Origin of the sequence: Amphibacillus indicireducens, from assembly GCF_039539605.1 — a bacterium.
Lineage (GTDB): Bacteria > Bacillota > Bacilli > Bacillales > Amphibacillaceae > Amphibacillus > Amphibacillus indicireducens.
The window spans coordinates 1-22,065 of the sequence record NZ_BAABDL010000026.1; the positions used below are offsets into that span (position 1 = coordinate 1).

The 22,065-nt window shown below is 35.0% G+C and carries 25 protein-coding genes; 22 read left to right on the forward strand and 3 right to left on the reverse strand.

Annotated elements, in window-relative coordinates:
- Positions 1 to 22: 22 nt before the first annotated feature.
- Complete coding sequence (locus ABD814_RS02685) at positions 23 to 697, reverse strand: hypothetical protein (RefSeq protein ID WP_344910076.1); 675 nt, start codon at positions 695 to 697, stop codon at positions 23 to 25.
- A 168-nt stretch (positions 698 to 865) separates the two neighbouring features.
- On the opposite strand from ABD814_RS02685, the gene xerD reads away from it, so the two are divergent.
- The 11 genes from xerD to scpB all read left to right on the forward strand — a co-directional run bounded on the left by xerD (position 866) and on the right by scpB (position 10,257).
- Positions 866 to 1,753, forward strand: a complete 888-nt coding sequence (gene xerD / locus ABD814_RS02690) for a site-specific tyrosine recombinase XerD (RefSeq protein WP_344910078.1) — start codon at positions 866 to 868, stop codon at positions 1,751 to 1,753.
- Positions 1,754 to 1,849: 96 nt separating this feature from the next.
- Positions 1,850 to 3,010, forward strand: coding sequence for a D-alanyl-D-alanine carboxypeptidase family protein (locus tag ABD814_RS02695; protein ID WP_344910080.1), 1,161 nt, complete (start codon positions 1,850 to 1,852; stop codon positions 3,008 to 3,010).
- A gap of 145 nt (positions 3,011 to 3,155) precedes the next feature.
- A complete protein-coding gene (gene spoIIAA / locus ABD814_RS02700; protein ID WP_344910082.1) occupies positions 3,156 to 3,503 on the forward strand; it encodes an anti-sigma F factor antagonist in 348 nt (115 codons plus the stop codon).
- A complete protein-coding gene (gene spoIIAB / locus ABD814_RS02705; RefSeq protein WP_344910084.1) occupies positions 3,503 to 3,943 on the forward strand; it encodes an anti-sigma F factor in 441 nt (146 codons plus the stop codon). The genes spoIIAA and spoIIAB overlap by 1 nt, the downstream gene beginning before the upstream one ends.
- 12 nt (positions 3,944 to 3,955) lie before the next feature.
- A complete protein-coding gene (gene sigF / locus ABD814_RS02710; RefSeq protein WP_344910086.1) occupies positions 3,956 to 4,708 on the forward strand; it encodes an RNA polymerase sporulation sigma factor SigF in 753 nt (250 codons plus the stop codon).
- Positions 4,709 to 4,844: 136 nt separating this feature from the next.
- Positions 4,845 to 6,251: a spore germination protein gene (locus ABD814_RS02715; protein WP_344910088.1), complete on the forward strand. Its 1,407-nt coding sequence runs from the start codon at positions 4,845 to 4,847 to the stop codon at positions 6,249 to 6,251.
- A gap of 268 nt (positions 6,252 to 6,519) precedes the next feature.
- Complete coding sequence (gene lysA / locus ABD814_RS02720; RefSeq protein WP_344910090.1) at positions 6,520 to 7,830, forward strand: diaminopimelate decarboxylase; 1,311 nt, start codon at positions 6,520 to 6,522, stop codon at positions 7,828 to 7,830.
- A gap of 1 nt (position 7,831) precedes the next feature.
- Positions 7,832 to 8,269 (forward strand): peptidylprolyl isomerase, encoded by a 438-nt coding sequence (locus tag ABD814_RS02725; protein ID WP_344910092.1) that lies wholly within the window; start codon positions 7,832 to 7,834, stop codon positions 8,267 to 8,269.
- An 86-nt stretch (positions 8,270 to 8,355) separates the two neighbouring features.
- The gene (locus tag ABD814_RS02730; RefSeq protein ID WP_344910094.1) at positions 8,356 to 8,706 is read left to right on the forward strand and encodes a GNAT family N-acetyltransferase; all 351 of its coding nucleotides are present in this window, start codon (positions 8,356 to 8,358) and stop codon (positions 8,704 to 8,706) included.
- 234 nt (positions 8,707 to 8,940) lie between these two features.
- Positions 8,941 to 9,675: a segregation/condensation protein A gene (locus tag ABD814_RS02735; protein WP_344910096.1), complete on the forward strand. Its 735-nt coding sequence runs from the start codon at positions 8,941 to 8,943 to the stop codon at positions 9,673 to 9,675.
- Between the two features lie 6 nt (positions 9,676 to 9,681).
- Positions 9,682 to 10,257, forward strand: a complete 576-nt coding sequence (scpB, locus tag ABD814_RS02740; RefSeq protein WP_344910098.1) for an SMC-Scp complex subunit ScpB — start codon at positions 9,682 to 9,684, stop codon at positions 10,255 to 10,257.
- A gap of 71 nt (positions 10,258 to 10,328) precedes the next feature.
- Here scpB and ABD814_RS02745 read toward each other — a convergent pair whose 3' ends face one another.
- Positions 10,329 to 10,643 carry a hypothetical protein gene (locus tag ABD814_RS02745; RefSeq protein WP_344910100.1) on the reverse strand — a complete coding sequence of 105 codons (315 nt, stop codon included), beginning with the start codon at positions 10,641 to 10,643 and terminating at the stop codon, positions 10,329 to 10,331.
- 157 nt (positions 10,644 to 10,800) lie between these two features.
- On the opposite strand from ABD814_RS02745, the gene ABD814_RS02750 reads away from it, so the two are divergent.
- From ABD814_RS02750 to ABD814_RS02790, 10 genes are all read left to right on the forward strand, one after another.
- Entirely contained in the window at positions 10,801 to 11,703 is a 903-nt protein-coding gene (locus ABD814_RS02750) for a D-alanyl-D-alanine carboxypeptidase family protein (RefSeq protein ID WP_344910102.1), read from the forward strand.
- A complete protein-coding gene (locus ABD814_RS02755) occupies positions 11,704 to 12,294 on the forward strand; it encodes a nucleoside recognition domain-containing protein (protein WP_344910104.1) in 591 nt (196 codons plus the stop codon). It begins immediately after the preceding gene.
- Entirely contained in the window at positions 12,290 to 12,820 is a 531-nt protein-coding gene (locus ABD814_RS02760) for a spore maturation protein (RefSeq protein WP_344910151.1), read from the forward strand. Before ABD814_RS02755 ends, ABD814_RS02760 begins: the two co-directional genes overlap by 5 nt.
- Positions 12,821 to 12,914: 94 nt before the next feature.
- Positions 12,915 to 13,661 (forward strand): pseudouridine synthase, encoded by a 747-nt coding sequence (locus tag ABD814_RS02765; protein WP_344910106.1) that lies wholly within the window; start codon positions 12,915 to 12,917, stop codon positions 13,659 to 13,661.
- Between the two features lie 120 nt (positions 13,662 to 13,781).
- Positions 13,782 to 14,498 carry a response regulator transcription factor gene (locus ABD814_RS02770; protein WP_344910108.1) on the forward strand — a complete coding sequence of 239 codons (717 nt, stop codon included), beginning with the start codon at positions 13,782 to 13,784 and terminating at the stop codon, positions 14,496 to 14,498.
- Entirely contained in the window at positions 14,498 to 16,015 is a 1,518-nt protein-coding gene (locus ABD814_RS02775) for a sensor histidine kinase (protein WP_344910110.1), read from the forward strand. Before ABD814_RS02770 ends, ABD814_RS02775 begins: the two co-directional genes overlap by 1 nt.
- A gap of 138 nt (positions 16,016 to 16,153) precedes the next feature.
- Positions 16,154 to 16,666, forward strand: coding sequence for a sigma-70 family RNA polymerase sigma factor (locus ABD814_RS02780; RefSeq protein ID WP_344910112.1), 513 nt, complete (start codon positions 16,154 to 16,156; stop codon positions 16,664 to 16,666).
- A gap of 18 nt (positions 16,667 to 16,684) precedes the next feature.
- Positions 16,685 to 17,920, forward strand: coding sequence for a hypothetical protein (locus ABD814_RS02785; RefSeq protein WP_344910113.1), 1,236 nt, complete (start codon positions 16,685 to 16,687; stop codon positions 17,918 to 17,920).
- A 1,202-nt stretch (positions 17,921 to 19,122) separates the two neighbouring features.
- Complete coding sequence (locus ABD814_RS13300) at positions 19,123 to 19,584, forward strand: DUF4306 domain-containing protein (protein WP_425549046.1); 462 nt, start codon at positions 19,123 to 19,125, stop codon at positions 19,582 to 19,584.
- A 2-nt stretch (positions 19,585 to 19,586) separates the two neighbouring features.
- Entirely contained in the window at positions 19,587 to 20,066 is a 480-nt protein-coding gene (locus ABD814_RS02790; RefSeq protein WP_344910115.1) for a hypothetical protein, read from the forward strand.
- Positions 20,067 to 20,654: 588 nt separating this feature from the next.
- On the opposite strand, the gene ABD814_RS02795 is transcribed toward ABD814_RS02790, so the two are convergent.
- Positions 20,655 to 20,879, reverse strand: coding sequence for a ferredoxin (locus ABD814_RS02795; protein ID WP_344910117.1), 225 nt, complete (start codon positions 20,877 to 20,879; stop codon positions 20,655 to 20,657).
- A 129-nt stretch (positions 20,880 to 21,008) separates the two neighbouring features.
- Here ABD814_RS02795 and ABD814_RS02800 point away from each other — a divergent pair, with 129 nt between their 5' ends.
- Positions 21,009 to 22,046 carry a YpbB family protein gene (locus ABD814_RS02800; RefSeq protein ID WP_344910119.1) on the forward strand — a complete coding sequence of 346 codons (1,038 nt, stop codon included), beginning with the start codon at positions 21,009 to 21,011 and terminating at the stop codon, positions 22,044 to 22,046.
- The last annotated feature ends 19 nt before the right edge of the window (positions 22,047 to 22,065 follow it).

Sequence of the window (22,065 nt, forward strand, 5' to 3'; positions counted from 1 at the left end):
GATCGGGCTCCTTTTCACTTAATTAGTGAAAGATCGATTGTGTATTTTTAATTGATTTAACGCAGTTTCTTAGTGGCTTATGGTCGGGCTGTGAATAATCTAGGCGTAACTTAAAATAATAAGGAGATGTTTCAAAAAGCTCTTTTTGCTTATCAGTTAAGTTAGTTAGCTCTTGCTGGTAGTAAGGGCAGAGATTGTTTCGACATTTATAGATATCAAATTCAGTCCGCTCTTTAATTTTATCCAGATGTTTTTCGCAATGTGGACAGAACAATTGAATGTCTTTAGAAAAACGATTCTTTTCATGAAATCGGGCATCACATACTTTGCACAAGTATTGCCCTTTATTCCCATTGTTTTTGTAGAGATAGTCATGTGGGGCTCCACACTTGGGACAACGAACAGACTCGGGCACGGCAGTAGATGAGTTATGTCGGCGTACTTTTTTAATAGGTTTGCTAACATCTTCAGCTTCTTTTAAGAGTTCCTTGTAATTAAGGCGCTCAATTTCTACAACATTAGGCGGATCATCGAGTGTCATTTTCTTATAATCAAGCTTGGTAATATCTGTTCCTTTACTCGGACGACCAGTGTCGTCCTCAAGCCAATTAATATAATCACTTAATTTATTTATTAATTGTGCTTGCCACTTGATTTTTTCAATTAAATACATGATAATTTGAAGTAGATTAGGCATCTCTTTTCTCTCCTTTTAATGGGTTTTCGACGACTTCATTTTATCAAAAAAGGGGAGGGAGAGGTGTCTTTTTGTATTATTTGTTGTAATAACAACCTTTAAAGTAGATAAACAGAGTAAAAAGAGTGAAAAATTTGTAAATACGAAACTAAATAGAGGGGTGAAAGGATGAAGTTTGCGATAGAAGATTTTATTCATTACATTCAAATTGAGCGTGGTCTTGCAGACAATACACTTGAAGCATATCGGCGCGATTTGACTAAGTATCTTAATTATTTGCATGATGTCGTACAAATAAACAGTTGGCAAGTAGTCGATCATACAGTTATTACTCATTTTTTATATCACATGAATGATCAAGGGGCGAAATCAACAACGATTGCGCGAACAATTTCGACGTTAAGGAAATTTCATCAATTCTTAGTGATGGATCGAATTGTTTCAAAAGACCCGACGATTCATATTGAGTCACCTAAAAAGACGAGAACTCTACCAAAGGTTTTATCGGCGGAAGAGGTCGATCAACTTTTATCGATTGAAACGGTTGATCCACTATCGACGAGGAATAAAGCGATGGTTGAAACGCTCTACGCAACAGGACTGAGAGTATCTGAATTAATCGACTTAACAATGAGTGACCTACATTTGATGATGGGCTTTATTCGGTGCTTTGGCAAGGGAGGCAAAGAAAGAATTGTACCATTAGGAGATTTAGCTAAAGATGCGATTGAGTACTATCTTGATACTGCTCGTGAATTTTTAGTTAAAGGCCAAGCAACGGATGCATTGTTTGTCAATCAACATGGACGCCCTTTAACGAGACAAGGCTTTTGGAAAATCTTAAAGTCGATTGCTCGAGACAAACAAATTAAAAAGAACATTACACCGCACATGCTCAGACATTCATTTGCAACACATTTGTTAGAAAACGGTGCAGACCTACGTGCTGTTCAGGAAATGCTTGGTCATGCAGATATTTCAACAACACAAATATACACACACATTTCAAGAAAAAGATTAAAAGATATCTATGGCCAACACCACCCACGTGCCTGATAAAACATCAAGAACTTAAGTTCTTGATGTTTTTTTGTTATAAAAAAGCTCAAACTTGGCAAAAATGGAACTATTAATATTTAGGAGGCTTGAATGATGAAACGAATAATATTGTTCTTCTGCATGATGATGTTCTTAATCCGACCAATCAATCTATCAGCCGAAGAAAGACAACCTGATTTAGAGCTAAAAGGGAAAAGTGTTATTTTAATTGAACAAGATACAGGTGAAGTTTTGTATGAGAATAATAGCAATCAATCGCTCCCCCCTGCAAGCATGACAAAAATGATGACGATGCTACTTATTGCTGAAGCAATTGAAGAAGGACGGATTGGATTAAACGATACAGTTGTCATTAGTGAAAATGCGGCCTCGATGGGTGGATCGCAAATTTTCTTGGAACCAAATGAAGAGATGACTGTAGATGATTTATTAAAGGCTATCGCCATAGCTTCAGCAAATGATGCGAGTGTTGCTCTAGCGGAATATGTATACGGTAGCGAACAGGCTTTTATTCAAGCGATGAATCAAAGACTAGCAGATTTGGGATTAGAAGAGACGCAATTTCAAAATACAACGGGCTTACCAGCAGAAAATCACTACTCATCTGCTTATGATATGGCGATGATTGCAAGAGCTCTATTAAGATATCAATTTATTACTGACTATACATCAATCTATGAAGATTATTTAAGAAAAGATACTGAAGACGAATTTTGGCTAGTTAATACAAATCGACTCGTAAAATTTTATCCAGGTGTTGATGGCTTAAAGACTGGCTTCACTCAGGAAGCTAAATATTGTTTAACAGCAACTGCATCGAAGGATGATATGCGTTTAATTGCTGTTGTGATGGGAGCAGAAACACCTAAAGAAAGAAATGCGACAATTTCAAGTTTGTTGGATTATGGTTATGCCCAATTCCAGCTTCAATCACTATATACAACGGATCAAACAGTGACAGAGCTTGAAATCACGAAGGGGAAAGTGAATCAGATCGCCGTAGTACCACGTGAAAATGCTTCAATTTTAACAAGAAAAGGTGTTGATACGAGCCAAATAGAGACAAAAATAGTTGTTGATCAACAACTTGTTGCACCAATTGAAAAAAGTGACCTTGTTGGAACATTAGAAATCTATTTGGATAATCAAATGATTGAAGAGGTTGATTTAGTAGCTAAACAAGCTGTCGATCGAGCAAACATATGGCAACTCACAGTCGATTCAATTCGCAGGCTCGTTAAAATCGGAAACTGATCTGTATCAGCGAGCGAAAAATGTCGGCTAAACACTAGTTTTTTCTAGTTTTGTCGATGAGAAGGAATTTGGTTATTCGACCAAGAATTTAGCTAGACAAGCTTTAATTTTAAACAAGCTATCGAAGGACAAGGGAGGAATTAAAATGTTAGAAAAAAAGTTTTTAATTCAAAATGATGTTTTACTCGTTCGCTTAAAAGGAGAACTCGATCACCATGAGGCTTATGAATTAAGAAGAATGTGGCAATATGAAATGGATAAAAATCAAATTCGTCACATTATTCTTAATTTAGAGCAATTGACTTTTATGGACAGCTCAGGTCTCGGTGTTATTTTAGGACGTTACAAACAAATTAAACATGTCAATGGTGAAATGGTGATTTGCTCAATTTCGCCGATTGTCAAGCGACTATTTGAAATGTCTGGCTTATTTAAAATTATGCGGCTTGCTCAAGGAGAAGAGGAAGCATTGCAGTATTTGGGGGTAGCGTAATGAATAATCATATGCAACTGTCTTTTAAAAGTACGAGTGAAAATGAAGCGTTTGCTCGTGTTGTTGTCGCCTCTTTTTTAGCGCCAGTCGATCCGACACTTGAAGAGATTGCAGAAGTGAAAACAGTCGTATCAGAAGCTGTCACAAACGCAATTATTCATGGTTATGAACAAGCGAATGATTTTGATATTTATCTGAGTTGTGAATTGAATGATCATCAGATCAAAATTATTATTGAAGACTTCGGAATCGGAATGAATAACGTAGATGAAGCCATTCAGCCATTGTATACGTCAAAACCTGAATTGGAACGGTCAGGGATGGGTTTTACGATTATGGAAAACTTTATGGATCATGTCATTGTCGAGTCATCATTAGGAAACGGAACGAAAGTCATTTTAGAAAAAACTTTTCAAAAATCTCGCTCAATTCAACAATAGGGTGTGATGAAAATGTCTTTAAATGAAGTTAAAAAACAAAAAAGATTATCAGATCAGGAAGTGAAGTATTATATTGAACAGAGTCAACGAGGCGATCAATCAGCAAAAGATATTTTAGTTGAGCGCAATGTACGTTTAGTGTGGTCAGTTGTCCAAAGATTTCTCAATCGTGGCTATGATCAGGAAGACTTATTTCAAATTGGTTGTATTGGATTAATCAAATCAATCGATAAATTTGATTTGAGTTATCAAGTGAAGTTTTCTACCTATGCTGTTCCAATGATTATTGGTGAAATTCAACGTTTTATTCGAGACGATGGAACGATTAAAGTCAGTCGGTCACTAAAAGAGTTGGGTAATAAAATTCGACGTGAAAAGGAATCGTTGACAAAATCATTTGGTAGGTCCCCAACGCTATCTGAAATTGCCTGTGCACTCGATATTTCACCAGAAGAAGTTGTTCATGCAGAAGATGCAATTAAACAACCGCATTCAATTCATGAAACAGTGTATGAGAATGAGGGAGATCCGATTACACTTCTCGATCAATTAGCTGAAGATGAAGCCAATTGGTTTGACGCTTTAATGATCTCAGAGACGATCAAAAGTCTAGAACCTAGAGAGCAGTTAATCGTCTATTTACGTTACTATCAAGATCAGACTCAAGCAGAAGTTGCCAAACGAATTGGTATCTCGCAAGTTCAAGTTTCCCGTTTAGAAAAGAAAATATTAATGGAGATGAAAAACCAAATGACTTATCCTTAATTTTTCTGTAAAGCTCGTATATTAATGTCAGACTATCCGATACTAATCATTAGTTTAGTCTAAAGGATGTGATGATATTTTTAAACAGAGAAAAACGTCATTAAAAATTGGCCAGATTAAGCATGTCGAGAAATATATGCGAGATCATGTAGGTGTTGGCGTGTCATTTGATGCAGATTTCCGTGAAATCATCATTTTAGGTCGAAAAATTCAGCTCTATTTTGTTAATGGGTTATGTGATACGGAAATTATTGTTGAATTATTAAAGGCATTAGTCAATATTAATGATCATGAACAAGAAACAAATGATGTTGTAAAAATTGTTCGAAATAGAATTGTTCATCAGCAATTTGAAGAAATAGAAGATATTCAGGAAGCGATCACTCGGATGCTGTCGGGTTTAGCGATCATTTTTATTGATGGTTATGATCAAATAATGGTTGTTGATGTGCGTTCATATCCAGGTCGGAGTCCAGAAGAACCTGATACTGAACGTGTCGTTCGGGGCTCTAGAGATGGTTATACGGAAAATATCATTGAAAATACTGCTCTCACGAGGAGGAGAATTCGTGATCCGAGATTACGAAATGAAATCATTCAAGTAGGTGATCGTTCAAAAACGGATGTCTGTATTTCTTATATTAAAGATATTGCTGATCCAGAGTTAATTCAAATTATTAAAAAGGAATTAAAAGCGATTAAGACAGATGGTTTGTCGATGGCAGATAAAGCATTAGAAGAGTATATTGTTAAGCAAGGTTTTAACCCATTTCCAATCGTTCGTTATACAGAACGTCCCGATGTTGCATCCGTTCATTTATTTGAAGGTCACGTTATTATTATGGTTGATACGTCGCCAAGTATGATTATTACACCGACAACCCTATTTCATCATGTTCAACATGCAGAAGAGTACCGACAAACACCAGCATCAGGTACCTTTGTTAGGTGGATTCGATTTCTCGGGATCATTACCTCGATATTTATTTTACCATTTTGGTATTTGCTTTCGATTGAGCAGGGGTTATTACCAGAAGCGTTAGAATTTATTGGTCCAAATGAGAATACAGGAAACGTACCTTTGTTTTTACAAATTATCCTTGCAGATGTAGGTGTTGAGCTGTTGCGAATGGCGGCAATTCATACACCAACACCATTATCAACAGCAATGGGGTTAATTGCAGCTGTGTTAATTGGTGACATTGCGATTGAAGCGGGACTGTTTACAGGAGAAGTTATTCTGTACGTATCGGTTGCAGCAGTAGGATCTTATGCGACACCAAGTTATGAATTAAGTATTGCTAACAAACTTGCTAGAATCATGATCGTTTTGGCAACCTTTGCTTTTAGTCTGCCAGGTTTTGTTGCGACATCAACATTTTACATTTTAGCATTGGCAAGTGTTAAATCTTTTAATACACCATATTTATGGCCGTTTATTCCATTCAACTTTCGCGCATTAAGACAAATTTTGATTCGTTATAGTGTACCAGCGAAAGAAACACGCCCAAGTATCACACAGGTGAAACAAAAAGTTGACTAAATATGCCCTTAAAGTTGATTCCAACTAAGACATGTGGTAAATTAATTTTATTAAAAAGAACCGTTTACTAAGACATTTACTTCAAAATCACTTGTCAGATGTAGATGAGAAATTAGCACACAAGCTAAACTAAAATAACATCCCTTTATTAGGTATATTATCAATATCTCTCTAAAGGGATGTTTATTTTTACATTATTAGTTGCTACTTGATCAAGACGAGATAATGTAAATTAGGTTGGTGTTGAGCTAAATTAGGGGGGCATAAGGTGAACGAACAAATTAAGACTAATGAAAAAGACCACCTTATTTTTGGGGGCATAGATACAATTGATTTAGCAAAGAAATATGGTACTCCTTTATATGTTTATGATGTCAATCGAATTCGGGCAAATGCACGTTCATTTGTCAATCAGTTTGAGAAGTTAGGTGTAAAAGCACAAGTTGCTTATGCGAGTAAAGCTTTTTCATCCGTGGCGATGCTACAAGTTGCTAAACAAGAAGGATTAAGTTTAGATGTCGTCTCACAAGGTGAGCTTTATACGGCACTGAAAGCAGATTTTCCAGTTGGAAAAATTCATTTACACGGAAATAATAAAAGCCATGCAGAATTGAAAATGGCAATTGAAAATAAAATCGGCTGTATTGTGATTGATAATTTTCATGAAATTGAACTGCTTGATCAATTATTGAATGAATCGAATCAAAAGATGGATGTATTGATTCGTGTCACACCAGGTATTGAAGCACATACCCATGATTACATACTGACGGGTAATGAAGACTCGAAATTTGGTTTTGATATAAATAGTGGACAAGCTGAAGAAGCTTTTAAACGTTTATTAAAATCAGATCAGATCCAACTTAAAGGACTACATTGTCATATCGGTTCGCAAATTTTTGAAACTGAAGGTTTTGTTTTAGCGGTCAAACGGTTATTCAAGCTTATGAATGACTGGAAAATAAATGATCAGTTTGATCCAGCTGTTTTAAATGTTGGCGGAGGATTCGGAATTCGTTATACAGATGAAGATCAACCACTACCACTTGAAGACTATGTAACTGCTCTTGTAGAAGAAATTAAGGCACAAGCTAATGCCTATCAAATGGAGTTCCCAGAGATATGGATTGAACCAGGTCGTGCAATTGTCGGAAATGCGGGAATCACGCTTTATGAAGTTGGATCAAAGAAAGAAATCCCAAATGTACGTAACTATATTTCCGTTGATGGTGGGATGACAGATAATATTCGTCCAGCCTTATATGACGCGAAATACGAGGCTGTAATCGCCAATAAAGTGACTGCGCCAAAAACTTACGAAGGTTCGATTGCAGGGAAATGTTGTGAATCTGGTGATATGCTAATCTGGGATTTAAGATTGCCAGAAGTAGTTGCTGGTGATATACTAGCAGTGTTTAGCACAGGAGCTTATGGTTACTCAATGGCAAGCCACTATAACCGCTTCGCTAAGCCAGCAGTAGTATTTGTTGAGGATGGCAAAGACAAATTAGTCGTTGAAAGAGAAACATATCAAGACGTCTCTCGCTACGACTTATCATATGAACAATGGAGGAATTAAAATGACAAAACAAGCAACAATCACTTTTGAAAATGGTGAAAAAATTATGATAGAATTATATGAGGAAGCTGCACCAGGCACAGTAGCAAATTTTGAAAAACTAGCGAATGAAAAGTTTTATGATGGCGTTACTTTCCACCGAGTGATTCCAGGTTTCGTAGCACAAGGTGGCGATCCAACTGGTACGGGAGCTGGTGGTCCAGGCTATTCAATCAAATGTGAAACTGAAGGAAACCCACATAAGCACGTAGCTGGTTCATTATCAATGGCACATGCAGGTAGAGATACAGGTGGGAGCCAATTCTTCCTTGTTCATGAACCACAACCACATCTAGATGGTGTTCATACGGTATTTGGTCAGGTAACTGAAGGCATGGATGTCGTTTTACGAATTAAGCAAGGCGATGTTATGGAGTCAGTAGTAGTAGCAGAAGTTTAACAAATTTATGACTAATGAATATGATGTTAGTGAATAAATAGTATATTTTAGAGGTCATACTTTGATGATCTAGTAAAGGGGTAATTATGTTAATCCGATATAAAAAGTCGATGGAAAAGATTGCAATGGGTCTATTATCTTTTATGCCTGACGAGAAAGATGTCAAGAAATTAACAGTTACGATGAAAGCATACGAAGAAAATGAGAACTGGCAACTTTATTTATGGAGAGAAAATGATGATGTATTAGGTGCCATTGGTGTAGTAGTGAATGAAGCAAATGGTCAAGTCGTTGTACAGCATATTTCTGTTAATCCATCACATCGAGAGCAAGGGATTGGACAAAAAATGATCCAAGAAGTTCGCGAGATTTATCACGGTAAACTTGATGTCGTTGCGAATGAACTGACGCAATCATTTTTAAGTAAGTGTAATTAATCAATCCTAGACAACGTGATTATGCTAAGAGTTATTTTTCCGAAACCCGGAGAAATGACTCTCTTTTTTATTTTAATGAATTTGATAATTATTTAGATTGAATAAAAACGCTAATAAATCATTAGAAAGCAAAAGGTAAAATTCATTTAATTGCCTTGTTTTTAAAGTAATGCTAAATGATAATGTGTTATAATAATCAATAGTTTAGTGATACTTTGTGAAGGGGCGCGCCTTATGATTGAATCTTATCAAGTTAAAATTGATGGTTTTGAAGGACCACTGGATTTATTACTCCATTTAATCAAACAATACGAAATTGATATTTATGATATTCCTGTTGCGTTAATCACAACTCAATATCTAGAATACATTGAAACGATGCAAAAGCTTGATTTAAATGTGGCAAGTGAGTTTTTAGTTATGGCCGCTACTTTACTTGCGATTAAAAGCGAAATGCTTTTACCAAATCAAGAAATAACGGATGAAGACGATTATGAAGAAGATGATCCTAGAGCGGAGCTTGTCGCTCGATTAATCGAATATCGAAAATATAAGGATGCAGCTGAGCAATTAAAAGAAATTGAAGGGGAAGAAAAAGAAAGTTTTACAAGATCTCCTGAAATGATTAAAGAAACCGAAAAAATTAAACCACCAATTAAAGAAAATACTGCCTCAATTTACGATATGTTAGAGGCAATGCAAGCTGTTTTTAATCGTAAAAAATGGAGCCAACCAATGACAACGACGATTGAAAAAATTGAGATACCGATCCAACAGCGAATGGAAGAGGTTTTAGAAATTGTTGAGCTAAGTGATAACGGCGTTCCTTTTGAAACGTTATTTCCTTACTACTCAAAATCGCATATCATTGTTACATTTATGGCGATGCTTGAGTTAATGAAACAGAAACTAATCTATTGTGAGCAAGAGCGGACATTTGATCAATTGATTTTACATAAATGGAGGTAATCAAGATTGGATTTAAGTCAATATAAAGCGGTTGTAGAAGGTTTATTATTTGTCTCAGGTTCCGATGGATTAACAGCTAAGCAAATGGCAGTCATTACTGAATTAGATGAAGATACGATTGAACATATATTAAATGAATTAAAATATGACTATGAAAATGCTTCTCGAGGGATGCAAATGCTTGAATCAGAAAAGCATTACTATTTAGCCTCAAAACCGGAACATAGCGACTATTTTCGAAAATTACGAACAAACGCTCATACATCAAAATTAACTCAAGCAAGTTTAGAAACATTAGCGATCGTCGCTTATAATCAACCAATTACTCGTGCAGAAGTTGAGGAGATTAGAGGTGTGAAAAGTGATCGTCCAATTCAAACGATTCTTTCACGTGGCTTGATTGAAGAGGTCGGGCGAAAAAACACGATTGGCCGTCCAATGATGTTCGGTACAACGTTAGACTTTTTAACGTATTTCGGTCTGCGTTCAATTGATGAATTGCCGCCGTTAAATGAGCAAATTGATGAAGACGACGTAAGTGAAGAAGCAAGTTTGTATTTTGATAAATTAACAGATGAATAATAGAAAAGTGATTCAACCAATTAAAGGTTTGAATCACTTTTTAAATTTAGTTTGGTAGATTGGATGGAAAGTTAATTTTGTTCAATTCGTTGTTTTGCTTCAGCAAAGAGCTTTTCATGAATTCTCATCAGTTCTTCTTCAAAAGTTTCTTCAGTATCATCAGAGTAATCAATCGCTAGTACGTATTGATAATCTTCTTTTTCTTCAAGATTAAAGCGACCATTAAATGAGTTGGCAATCGTGTACTCTCCGTAAATATTTTCAGTTAGATAAATTAAGTAGTTATGATCATTTTCGTTAATAGTTTGCTTGTTTTCTTGACAACCAATTAAGAGACTGGAAAACAGTATTAAAAAAGTGAACGTGATGAAAATTTTTAATTTCATTATATCCTCTCCAATAATAATAGGATTAAATTTTATCATATATTTGGAAAAGTAACACTGCCAATGATATTGCAATAACGATAATTAAATCATATCAGGTTATTAATTTGCATAGCTTTAAGTGAACAACATTTTGCTTGAATAAAGAAGGTGTCTTATGAAAAAACAAATTTATAATCAAGTAGGACTAGCTATTTTGATCATTTTTGCTTCTATTATTAACGTAAAACCAGTTGAGGCTAAGCCAATGGTTTCAGCAGAACAAGCAATCTTAATTGATCAAGAAAGTGGGATCATTCTTTATGAAAAAAATGCGGACAACCCACAGTTGATTGCAAGTATCACTAAAGTGATGACAGCGATTATTGCGATTGAGCATGGCAACTTGAAAGACAAAGTCAAGATCAGCCAAGAAGCCGTTTTAGCGGAAGGTTCATCAATCTATTTGATTGAGAATGAATGGATGTCATTAGAAGACTTACTGTACGGGCTCATGCTCAGGTCAGGAAACGATGCGGCAATTGCGATCGCAGAGCATATAGGTGGAAGTGTTGAAGGGTTTGTTTACTTAATGAACGAAAAAGCAACATGGCTTGGGCTAGAGCAATCCAGTTTTGCTAATCCTCATGGGCTTGATGCTGAAGACCATTACTCAACGTCAAAAGATATTGCTCGATTAATGCGCTATGCCATGGAGAATGCTATTTTTGCTGAAATTAATCAAACGAAAACGTATTTATCTGAATCACGAACGTATCATTGGCATAATAAAAATAAATTACTAACAAATTACTATCAGTACACGATTGGCGGAAAGACAGGTTATACCAAAGCTGCTGGCAGAACGCTCGTGTCAGTTGCCGAAAAAGACGAAACACAATTAATTGCTGTGACAATTAATGATCCGAATGATTGGTTTGACCATATGCGACTCTATGAATGGGGTTTTGAACAAGCTAAACAACTAGATTTAGTGACTCATGCAGAAATGAATGATCTCGATCAACCAACATTTTTCGAGTCAGTTTTCTATTATTTAAAAAAAATGGTGGGATTATAAATGGTACATTTTATTTGGGCAGGATTAGCAATAATCGGGATTGTTTTTGCGCTCTTTAACGGTACAATTAGTGCTGTCAATGAAGCAATTTTTTCAAGTGCAAACGAAGCAATTCAACTGGTAATTGGCTTAACGAGCATTTTAATTTTTTGGTTAGGGATTATGAAGATCGCTGAGAAAGCAAATATTCTGTCGGCGTTAAGTCGTTTTTTTAAACCTGTAGTATCTAAATTATTTCCCGATTTACCTAAAGATCATCCGGTGATGGCGTATATTACTTCTAATTTTATTGCCAACATCTTTGGGTTAGGAAATGCCGCCACACCACTTGGTTTGAAAGCGATGAAGGAAATGAAGCAACTCGAAAATTCTGAACATGCTTCTCGTTCGATGGTGACATTTTTAGTAATTAATACGGCTGGTTTAACTTTGATTCCGACGACAGTGATCGCACTTCGGATTCAATACGGCTCAATAGCTCCTACTGAAACGGTTGCTGGAACGATCATCGTTTCAACGATTACTACTATAGTTGCAATCATCATCGATCGGATCTTTTATCTTAAAAAAATGAGGCAAAAAAATGATTGAGCTTATTTCACTGATTAGTTTAATTGCGATTCCGTTGTTTGTTTTAATCGTTTTGTCTATTGGTACGTACAAACGATTACCGACATATGACTTGTTTGTTGAAGGTGGTAAAGAGGGGGTATCAATGGCCATTTCTCTGTTACCACATTTATTAGGCATGCTTGTCTCCATTTCCATTTTTCGAAGTTCAGGAGTTTTAGATTATTTAATTGAATTAATTGACCCATTATTAACGGCGATTCATGTGCCGAGTGAAATCGTCCCGTTGGCGTTAACGAAACCAATTTCCGGTACGGCAGCTTTAGCGGTCACTTCTGATTTGTTGAGATCGTTTGGACCCGATTCCTTTATTGGTCGTTTAGCTTCGACAATGCAAGGGAGTTCGGACACAACCTTGTATGTGATCACCGTTTATTTTGGTTCAGTTGGGATTAAAAAAATGGGCGATGCCTTAAAAGTTGGACTACTTACTGACCTTATTGGTATAATAACTGCAATTACAATTATTACGTTTTTATTTGGTTAAGATGAATCTTTAACAGAGAGTAGTTGTGTTGTAGAGGTTTATCTGTCAAAATAAATAATAAGTACTTAAACTATAGTAGGAATTGGTGAATTAAATGTCATTGAATAACGAACGATTACAAAAAGTGATTGCCCATAGCGGAATTACTTCCAGACGAAAAGCAGAACAATTGATTGTTGAAGGTAGAGTCAAAGTTAATGGAAAAGTAGTGAAAACTTTAGGAACAAAGGTCAATCGAAATGATCAAATCGAAGTCGATTCAGTCCCGATTGAGAAAGAATCACATGTTTATTATCTTGTTTACAAGCCAAGAACGTATATTTCGAGTGTCAAAGATGATAAAGGTCGGAAAGTCGTTACCGAACTTGTTCCAGATTTAGATAAACGTGTGTATCCGATTGGTCGACTTGACTACAATACGTCAGGTTTAATTTTATTAACGAACGATGGTGAATTTGCTCAGCTACTCATGCATCCACGTCATGAAATTGATAAAGTGTATGTTGCAAAAGTTAAAGGTATTCCATCAAAATCAGCATTGACACTTTTGAGAAAAGGTATTCAATCGAAAGGTGAAGTTTTAAAAGCAAAAAGTGTTCGGATTTTATCAGCAACAAAACAAAAGAATACTGCTGTTGTTGAAGTGACGTTAAATGAAGGAAAAAACCGACAAGTCCGGCGAATGTTTGAAGAAATTGATTTCCCAATTGTTAAGCTAAAAAGGGAAAGATATAGCTTCTTAGATTTAACGGGGCTACAGGCAGGCGATTACCGAGAACTAACGAAAGAAGAAGTTCATAAATTAAAACAAGAAGCGACGCAAAACCGTTCAGAAAACTAAAATGATTAATGATTCATTGATTAACAATGAATCGTTTTAGCACCTTGTTGCGAAATATGTAGATTGATCGACAATTATGTTGTTGTGGGAAAATGGATTGTATTGAGAGGGGTAACGATGATGCATGACGAACAAACAATTTTAATCATTGAAGATGAGGAACGAATTAGAAGATTGTTAAAAATGTATCTAGAACGTGATGGGTTTGAAACCGTTGAGGCTAGCAATGGTGAAGACGGCGTTGCACTTGCAGTAGAAAATAATTATGATTTAGTCATTTTAGATTTAATGCTCCCAACTTTAGATGGAATTAGTGTATGTAAAGAAATTCGGAAAACGAAATCAATGCCAATTTTGATGTTAACGGCTAAGGGTGAGGAATCTGATCGGATTGAAGGTTTTGAAGCGGGAGCTGATGATTATGTTGTTAAACCATTCAGCCCAAGAGAAGTCGTTTTACGTGTTAAGGCACTTTTAAAACGATCACAAGGAAGTCAACTACCAGGTGGCAATAAATTATCGAGTAATGTGCTCGTTTTTTCGCGATTGAAGATTGATAATAATGCGCATCGGGTAACGGTCAATGAGACAGATATAACGTTAACGCCGAAAGAATATGAATTATTATACTTCTTGGCAAGTCATCAAGATCGTGTTTTCGATCGGGAAACATTATTAAAGGAAGTATGGCAATATGAATTTTTTGGTGATTTAAGAACGGTTGATACTCATATTAAACGCCTAAGAGAAAAGCTTGGTCAAGTAGATGAAACGGTTTCCCAAATGATTGCAACTGTTTGGGGGATTGGTTACAAGTTTGAAGTGGATGATGAGTAATGTTTTGGCGAAATCGAATTGGGAAATATAGTGTATGCTTTATTGTTCTTTTTATTATTATTTATTCATTATTCGCTCTGATGATTTTTTCGATCCAAAAGAACCAAATAATTGACGAAATGAAGCAAGAATTACTGATGATGACCGATGAAGTAATCGGATCGTCAGTGAGTGATCCTGATCAACTTGAATACTCGGCAATAGCAAGAATTGAACAGCTTGCTCACGATCAGGCTGTAGTAATGCGTAGCTCTTTCAATCGATTTTTAATTTTTTCAAGCTTGCTGTTTTGTTTGTTAATTGGTTTATTTGGTGTTTTCATTTCTAAACGCCTTTCAATCCCGTTAGCACAAATGCGAAAGAGTACGCGAAAAATCATTGCTGGCCAATATGATATCAAATTGCCAATGGCATCAACTGATGAAATTGGCCAATTAGCCATGTCCTTTAATCGAATGAGTCGCCAATTAGCTAATCAAATGACGACATTATTACAGGAAAAAGAAATTCTCTTTAGCATTATTGGATCAATGAAAGATGGCGTGATGACAATGAATCTTGATGGTGAAATTATTATTTCTAACCAGGAAGCAGAAATGTTCATTGATCATTTTCATTATGAAAAAGGCAGCTCAAATACGAATCAATTACCAACTGACTTTGAACAATTTTTTCAGTCTGTCATTAATCAAGCGACAACACAAAACTTTGAAATTAAAATTCAGGGGCGTGACTGGGATATTGTGATCACACCATTACATAGAAATGAGAAGTTACAAGGAGCAGTAGCAATCATGAGAGATGTTACCGAAGCGAGACAGCTCGATCAATTGAGAGAAACATTTATTGCAAATGTGTCTCATGAATTGCGGACACCGATTTCACTGATGCAAGGTTATAGTGAAGCAATTATTGATGGGGTAACAGAAACAGTTGCTGATCAAAGAGAACTCGCTCAAGTCATCCATGATGAGTCGGAAAGGATGGGGCGTTTGGTCAATGAGCTGCTTGATTTAACACGATTAAAATCTGGTCATCTTGATTTAAACGTCGAACTGCATTCAGTAGCCGATTTTGTTAATAAGATTGCGCATAAGTTTGACAATCGACTAGCTAAAAACAAGCTGTCATTAAAAATTAACATACCTGATGATGTTGATCAGCTTTTATTTGATTACGATCGTCTTGAACAAGTTTTAACGAATTTAATTGATAATGCGATTAAGCATACACTAGAAAAAGGTGAACTAATTTTACAGATTTCACGTGAAGACGATGATGTTCAATTTGAGTTAACAGATTCAGGCCAGGGCATTCCAACTGAAGATTTGCCATTTATTTTTGAAAGATTTTATATGGCTGATAAATCACGTGCTAAAACGGAACGGTCAAAGCAAGGCACGGGTTTAGGGTTGGCAATCGTCAAACAAATTATTGAAGCACACAAAGGTTCGATTATCGTGCAAAGTAAGCTTGGGGTCGGTACGACATTCAAATTTACTTTGCCATTGAATTAAAAATAGGTTTTCGCCTTAAAATGATACTTGATTTATGTTAATATTTATTAGTGTCAAACGGTAAATTAAATAATAAAACAATTTTTGTAACCTTTCAATAGAACGATCGACTAATACACTAGACAGGGGGTCTTATTTTTGGAGACCACATTTGATCACCTATATGACCATTACCATCTTGATTTATATCAATATGTTTATTACATGGTTAAGAATCATCATGTTGCCGAGGATATTGTACAAGAAGTTTATATAAAAGTATTAAAATCTTATCAAACCTTTCGTGGTGAAAGCAGTGAAAAAACGTGGCTTTTTTCAATTGCACGACACACGACAATGGACTTTTTCCGAAAACAACAACGACAAAAGAAGAAGTTAGCTAATTTCTTCAATAAGGATCAAGATTTAGCTCGAATTAAAGATCATGATCCATTACCGGAAGAAGTAGCAGAACTTAATGATGAACTAAAGCAAATTTATCAACTACTTGATCATTGTACTTTGGATCAGAAAAATGTCCTTATCCTTCGGTATATTCAATCTTTATCGATCCATGAGACAGCTCAAATTTTAGAATGGTCAGAGAGCAAAGTGAAAACAACACAACATCGTGCAATCAAAAAACTACAAGAAATGATTGATAAAGAGTAGAAAGGGTGTGATGCAGTGATGGATCAAAAAGATGAACGGTTAATCGAACAGTTAAAACAATTACCTAAAGTTAAAGACCAACAAAATAAAGCCCTGTTGTTTGAACAAATAGATCAAAAAATGAAGGGTGTGAAGATTATGAAGAAACGTAATCGATCGAAGTGGGTTGTACCTTCAATTGCTACAATTGCGATTGCTGCTTTAGCATTTATCATGATTCAAAGTGGTCTATTTAATCAAGACCAAATGACCGAACAATCAATGGATTTAGCGGGGAGATCAAGTGAACTAACAGAGCATGATACGAGTGGTGAAGTCACTACACTTGATCAAGATGAAAGTATTGAATCAGATGAAGTAGAAGAAGAAATCGAGCAACATAATAAAGCAGAGGAATTTAGTGAGGAAGTACTTCTTGGCAATCGATTGGTTTATTATAATGATGAACATGACTTCCCAATTTACAATATGGCTGTTACAGACCAACAAGTTCAATATTTTATTCCAATTTCATTAGTAGATACGGCAACGACGCCAGACATTGATTATCCGGACGATGTCTATAATCGAATCTCGAGCATGATCGATGCCGATAAGTTTGGTGTTAAACATTTTCCCTTTGATGATGTTGAGTTTATTTTTAGTGATGATAGACAAGAGATTACGATGGCTGTAGCAGATGATTATCAATTTCCTGAAGGGGGAGCTTTAGCAGGCTTATTTCCAACTATGATTAGTTTCATGTTTGCAGACTATCCAGCCACTGAATTAAATTTGGAAACAGCAGCACGAGATTCGATTGATTTGGGGCAAATAGGAACAATGGAAACGTTGGAATTAGAGCCAGTTGAGAATTTAGCTTTTAAAATATATCAATACGAGGATAAAGAACGCTTGTTAATTCCGATCTCTCAAACGATTGCAGGAGATTCATTTTTCACAATCGATGAGGCGTTGGTAGAAATGCGGTATGATCAACCGGAATTTGATATTACAGCGTCAATTCCAGTTAATCTTGAATGGATTGATCCAGCTAATGAAGAGACATTAATAATTGGTTTCGAATCGAATCCTAAGCTTAGCAATAACCGAGAGACAAAAGAAATGATTGAAGCCATTTTAATGACAGCAAAAAGCTTTGGTTTTACACAGGTCGAGTTTGATTTAGGGACTGATCTTACTGAAGTTAGCCAATTCAATTTAACTGAACCGATCCCAGTACCAGACGGTGTAAACCCGATTCTATTAGATTAATCACAAAATAAATAATTTTAAATCAACTATTAAATATAAAAAATGTTGCGGTCATTTGAACATCTCAAAGGTGTACCATTGTTTTTAAAAATGTAGTATGTTCATTTGACCTTTTTTAATATCACAGAGACTTTAAAGTAAATAATATTATAAGCCTAAATATTCATACGAGAGGTCGTCACAAAGGTTTTCGGTGGGATGAGTAACCCGCAGTCTCACGACGTGACGGTTTTAGCCTGCCCTCCTATGGCCTTAGCTAACTATTGTAACAAAAATCGCTACAAAAGTGGATCTACGGCTCATCCTCGGAAATAAAGACTGATTTACTTGTCCTATTCACGCTGGAGTCTTCGTATCTTCAGATGACCATGCATTATTCCGTTCACTTTTTAAGTGAGTGCATACATATAAACGAAAGGCATTTATTTAAGCAGAATCACTTACTTTGCGACAAACCATGAATAATTCAGATATAATATTATTTATTCTGAATTTACTCAAAAATCATAAACTTCAAGTATAAAGTAAAAGCCCAAGAAGTCTATATGCGTAAAACATGGATTTCTTGGGCTTTCCAGCTGTCCACAGATGGATACTGGATTCTTTTGATCCAGATCCATTTTATAACTGAATTATTTAAACTAATCGAAATGTTGAATCGAAGAGCACTCCCGCCCCCAAATACAAGAACTTTAGTAAGAGAAAATTCAAACTATATCTTTAAGTTCTTATACATTATTCTTAGTTGTATAATTAGCCACTATTATTTAACGAATGAAAAAGTACAACGCATACACTGAACACTTTAGTGCGGGCATGATCATCATATACTTTATCCGTGTATAGTTTATCTTTAAAAATTTACTCGGAGTCTGAGTCATATTTCTCTTTTCATACTGTAGAGATTAATAAGTTTCACAAAGTTGAATAACGCTCAACTTTATAGTTTTTAGAGTATCAAAATTACTATAGCTTCATTCTCACTCTTTAATCAACTAAATGATTGTAATCTATGTAAAAAGGGTAAATTGTAAAAGAAAAATAGTATTGTAATTTCGAATGAATTGTAACATAATGTACATAATGTATATTTTGGGGGTGTATCCATTTACAAGTAAAAAAATAAATGGTAACATTATATTGAAAGGAGGTTAATATTCGGTAGTTTATTGGCAGTAGACTACTAAATAAGAAATAATACTATGAATAAAAAAAATTTCATACAATTAGTAATAGCCTTTGGTTTTTCAATACCTTCATTCTTTTTTTCGTTATATGAGGGTAGTCATTTAATTTTAGATAGTTTTGATTGGGTGCATACGACAAAATTCACTCATTTTATTAACGCTAATCCTAATTTGCCATCAGATATTTCAAATGTTGATTTCTTTATCTATGCAGTAAAATTCCGCCCGTTTTTTCCTATTGTTTTTTTGATAACTTTTTTGTACGGGTTGTTTCTACTATTATTAATCCTACAAAAAAAATATGAATTTGTTAATAAGATCAGCATGTTACTAGGCTTGATATTAATGATAGTTTCTGTTTTCTTGTTCAGCACATTAACGATAGGTACAACTTTATTCTCTTCTATATCATTACTTTACAGTCTGTGTTTTTTATTATCACCATTAATCACTAAAAAATCTTTAAAGGATGTATAGTAATGAAAAAAATATTATTAATAATTGCCTTTTCATTGTTAGGATTTACTCTGACAACACAATCTATCTTAGCTAAAGAAATAGAAGAAGGAATTGAATTTGAAGTCAAATATTTTGAAACTTATGAAGAATTGCAAGAATATAAGGCGTCAAAAGAAGAAATCTCTATAGCTCCATATCAAACTCGTTTGAATTATCATTTCGGAGCAACTAGTTTTTCTAATTACGTAGATGTTAGAAATGGATTTGCCTTCTATAATTTATCAAGTGCAGATATAGAAAGCTTAGACAGAAAAAGTTATGAGATACGAATTTATGATTCTCAGGATAATTATGTTGGAAAAGCTGTATCGCCCGCTGTATCAGGTTGGATCCATACTGACTTTACTGTATTACCAAGAGGAAAAAGTTATAAGTTACGGTTTTATAATCCAGGCAGTGGCACTATGCGCCTTGTACAAGGTGATATTAGATACTACTAGTATAACTTCATAGTTATTATTGGTTTTGCTAATTGTAGCGAAAATATGATTTTTATATAGAGTGAGAAAATTATGGATGAGCAGAAAACACGCTAAAGTATATAAATGTTGAATATCCCATTATCAATTAGACAAAGGAAAACAATAAGGATGATCTAAGTGGCCTTACCTTGATATTTCATAGAGATAAGGCCGTTTAATCATTTCTGATATCTTTGATGATTTTAAAAATCTATATATTATTCTATGACCTTAATGAGTTTCTTGAATATTTTATATTTATTTAAGTCGTAACGCAAGAAAGAGACCATTTAGTAGATGAGAGATGTGTAGACTCTTACGGGGAAAAAGCAAGAGCTTGAGTTCCACTTTGACAAGCGGTCTTGGCTTGGCAATGCCCGTAGGATAAAGAAAGCTTCCTCGAATAAGCATCGCACGAAGAAAATTGATCTTTATTTTCGAGGAAAGGAAAGCATCTCTCAACTGCGCGTGTGTTCCGCTTACTTAGAGCTGATCACATCACTTGATCTTATCTAACTTTTTTAGGCAATGATGCTAATATTTTATAGCTTATTACAGGTTATTTTATTAACCTTTTTTTGATTTAACTTTAATCGATTCTGTTGGACAGCTTTCATGTGCATCGTTCATATCGTCTACTAAATGATCAGGGACTTTAGCTTTTCCCATATTATTATCGAGTAAGACATAGGCGATACCCTCATCATCATAATCATATATTTCAGGTGCCAGAGCACCACATAATCCACAAGCAATACATGTTTCTTTATCTACATACGTAAAATGTGCCATGTCTAGAAGCCTCACTTTCTTGGAACTCTCATACATATTGTAAAACGGTTAATTTAAATAATCAATCATAGCATTCAGTTGCTAAGATTGCTATGATAGAAGAAAGATGAGTGAAATGAGCGATGTCAAATGTTTAATTATCTTCTTTTATATGGTCTGAAACAGTTAAAAGGACAAAGGAGTACTGCTTCGCTTTATCATATTATTTCGGGTAGACGATCAACCCAGACAATTCAAGATGCTCATTTCTATCAAATGACGCAATTTTATTCGATTTATCAGAAGTTAAAACGAGTAGAGTTTGATCAAGCGATTTCAAATTTAATTAAGCAAGACGATTTGATTATTGATGATGCTGGGGTCGCAAGTTTAACACTTAAAAGTGAACAAACCTTGAATGCTCGTCAACAACCAAAGATTATCAATGCCTTTAATGGCATTGAATCGGCTAATAAAGCAAAGGTTTTCAGTGATCGTTTGGCATTAACGATCCAAACCTTCGCTAATCTATCTGTCGAGAACAATCAGTTTCAGCCGATTAATGAAGATTTGGCGATTCAACAATGGGTTAAATCATATTATCAGAGCCAACAGGATATAAAATTATGGCTAATCAATACTTATCACCACTTAACTACTTTTTTAACAACAATTGATGAAAAGCAAGCAACGATTTTTGTCAATCGATTATCCGGTTATCGTAATTATGGTCAAACAATCCAGCAGTTAGCGATGAAGCATAATTTATCTAATCACGATGTTCATTTAATACTTGCTGCAAGTTATCATCAATTAATCGATTATATTGAAACAAATCAAATTAAATTTTTAGCACAATTTATTCCCGAACAAGAGCAGCAAACTAAGAAATTTATTACCCAATCAGCTCAGCAAACAAATCGATTATTAAATCAAGGCTATACAATTGATCAAATCATCAAGATCCGGCGATTAAAAAGGAGTACGATTGAAGATCATATTGTTGAATTGGCTTACGCGATTCCAAATCTAAATCTTTCAAACTATATTGAAACAGAGGATTTGAATGAAATTCTTGAGGAAATTAAACAGATAAACGATCTTCGGTTATCACAGATCAAACAACAAGTTGGTGATCGTTATAGCTATTTTCAAATTCGTTTAGCAATTGCAAAAGCAAGCCATTAAATATTTAGGGGTTATTTTT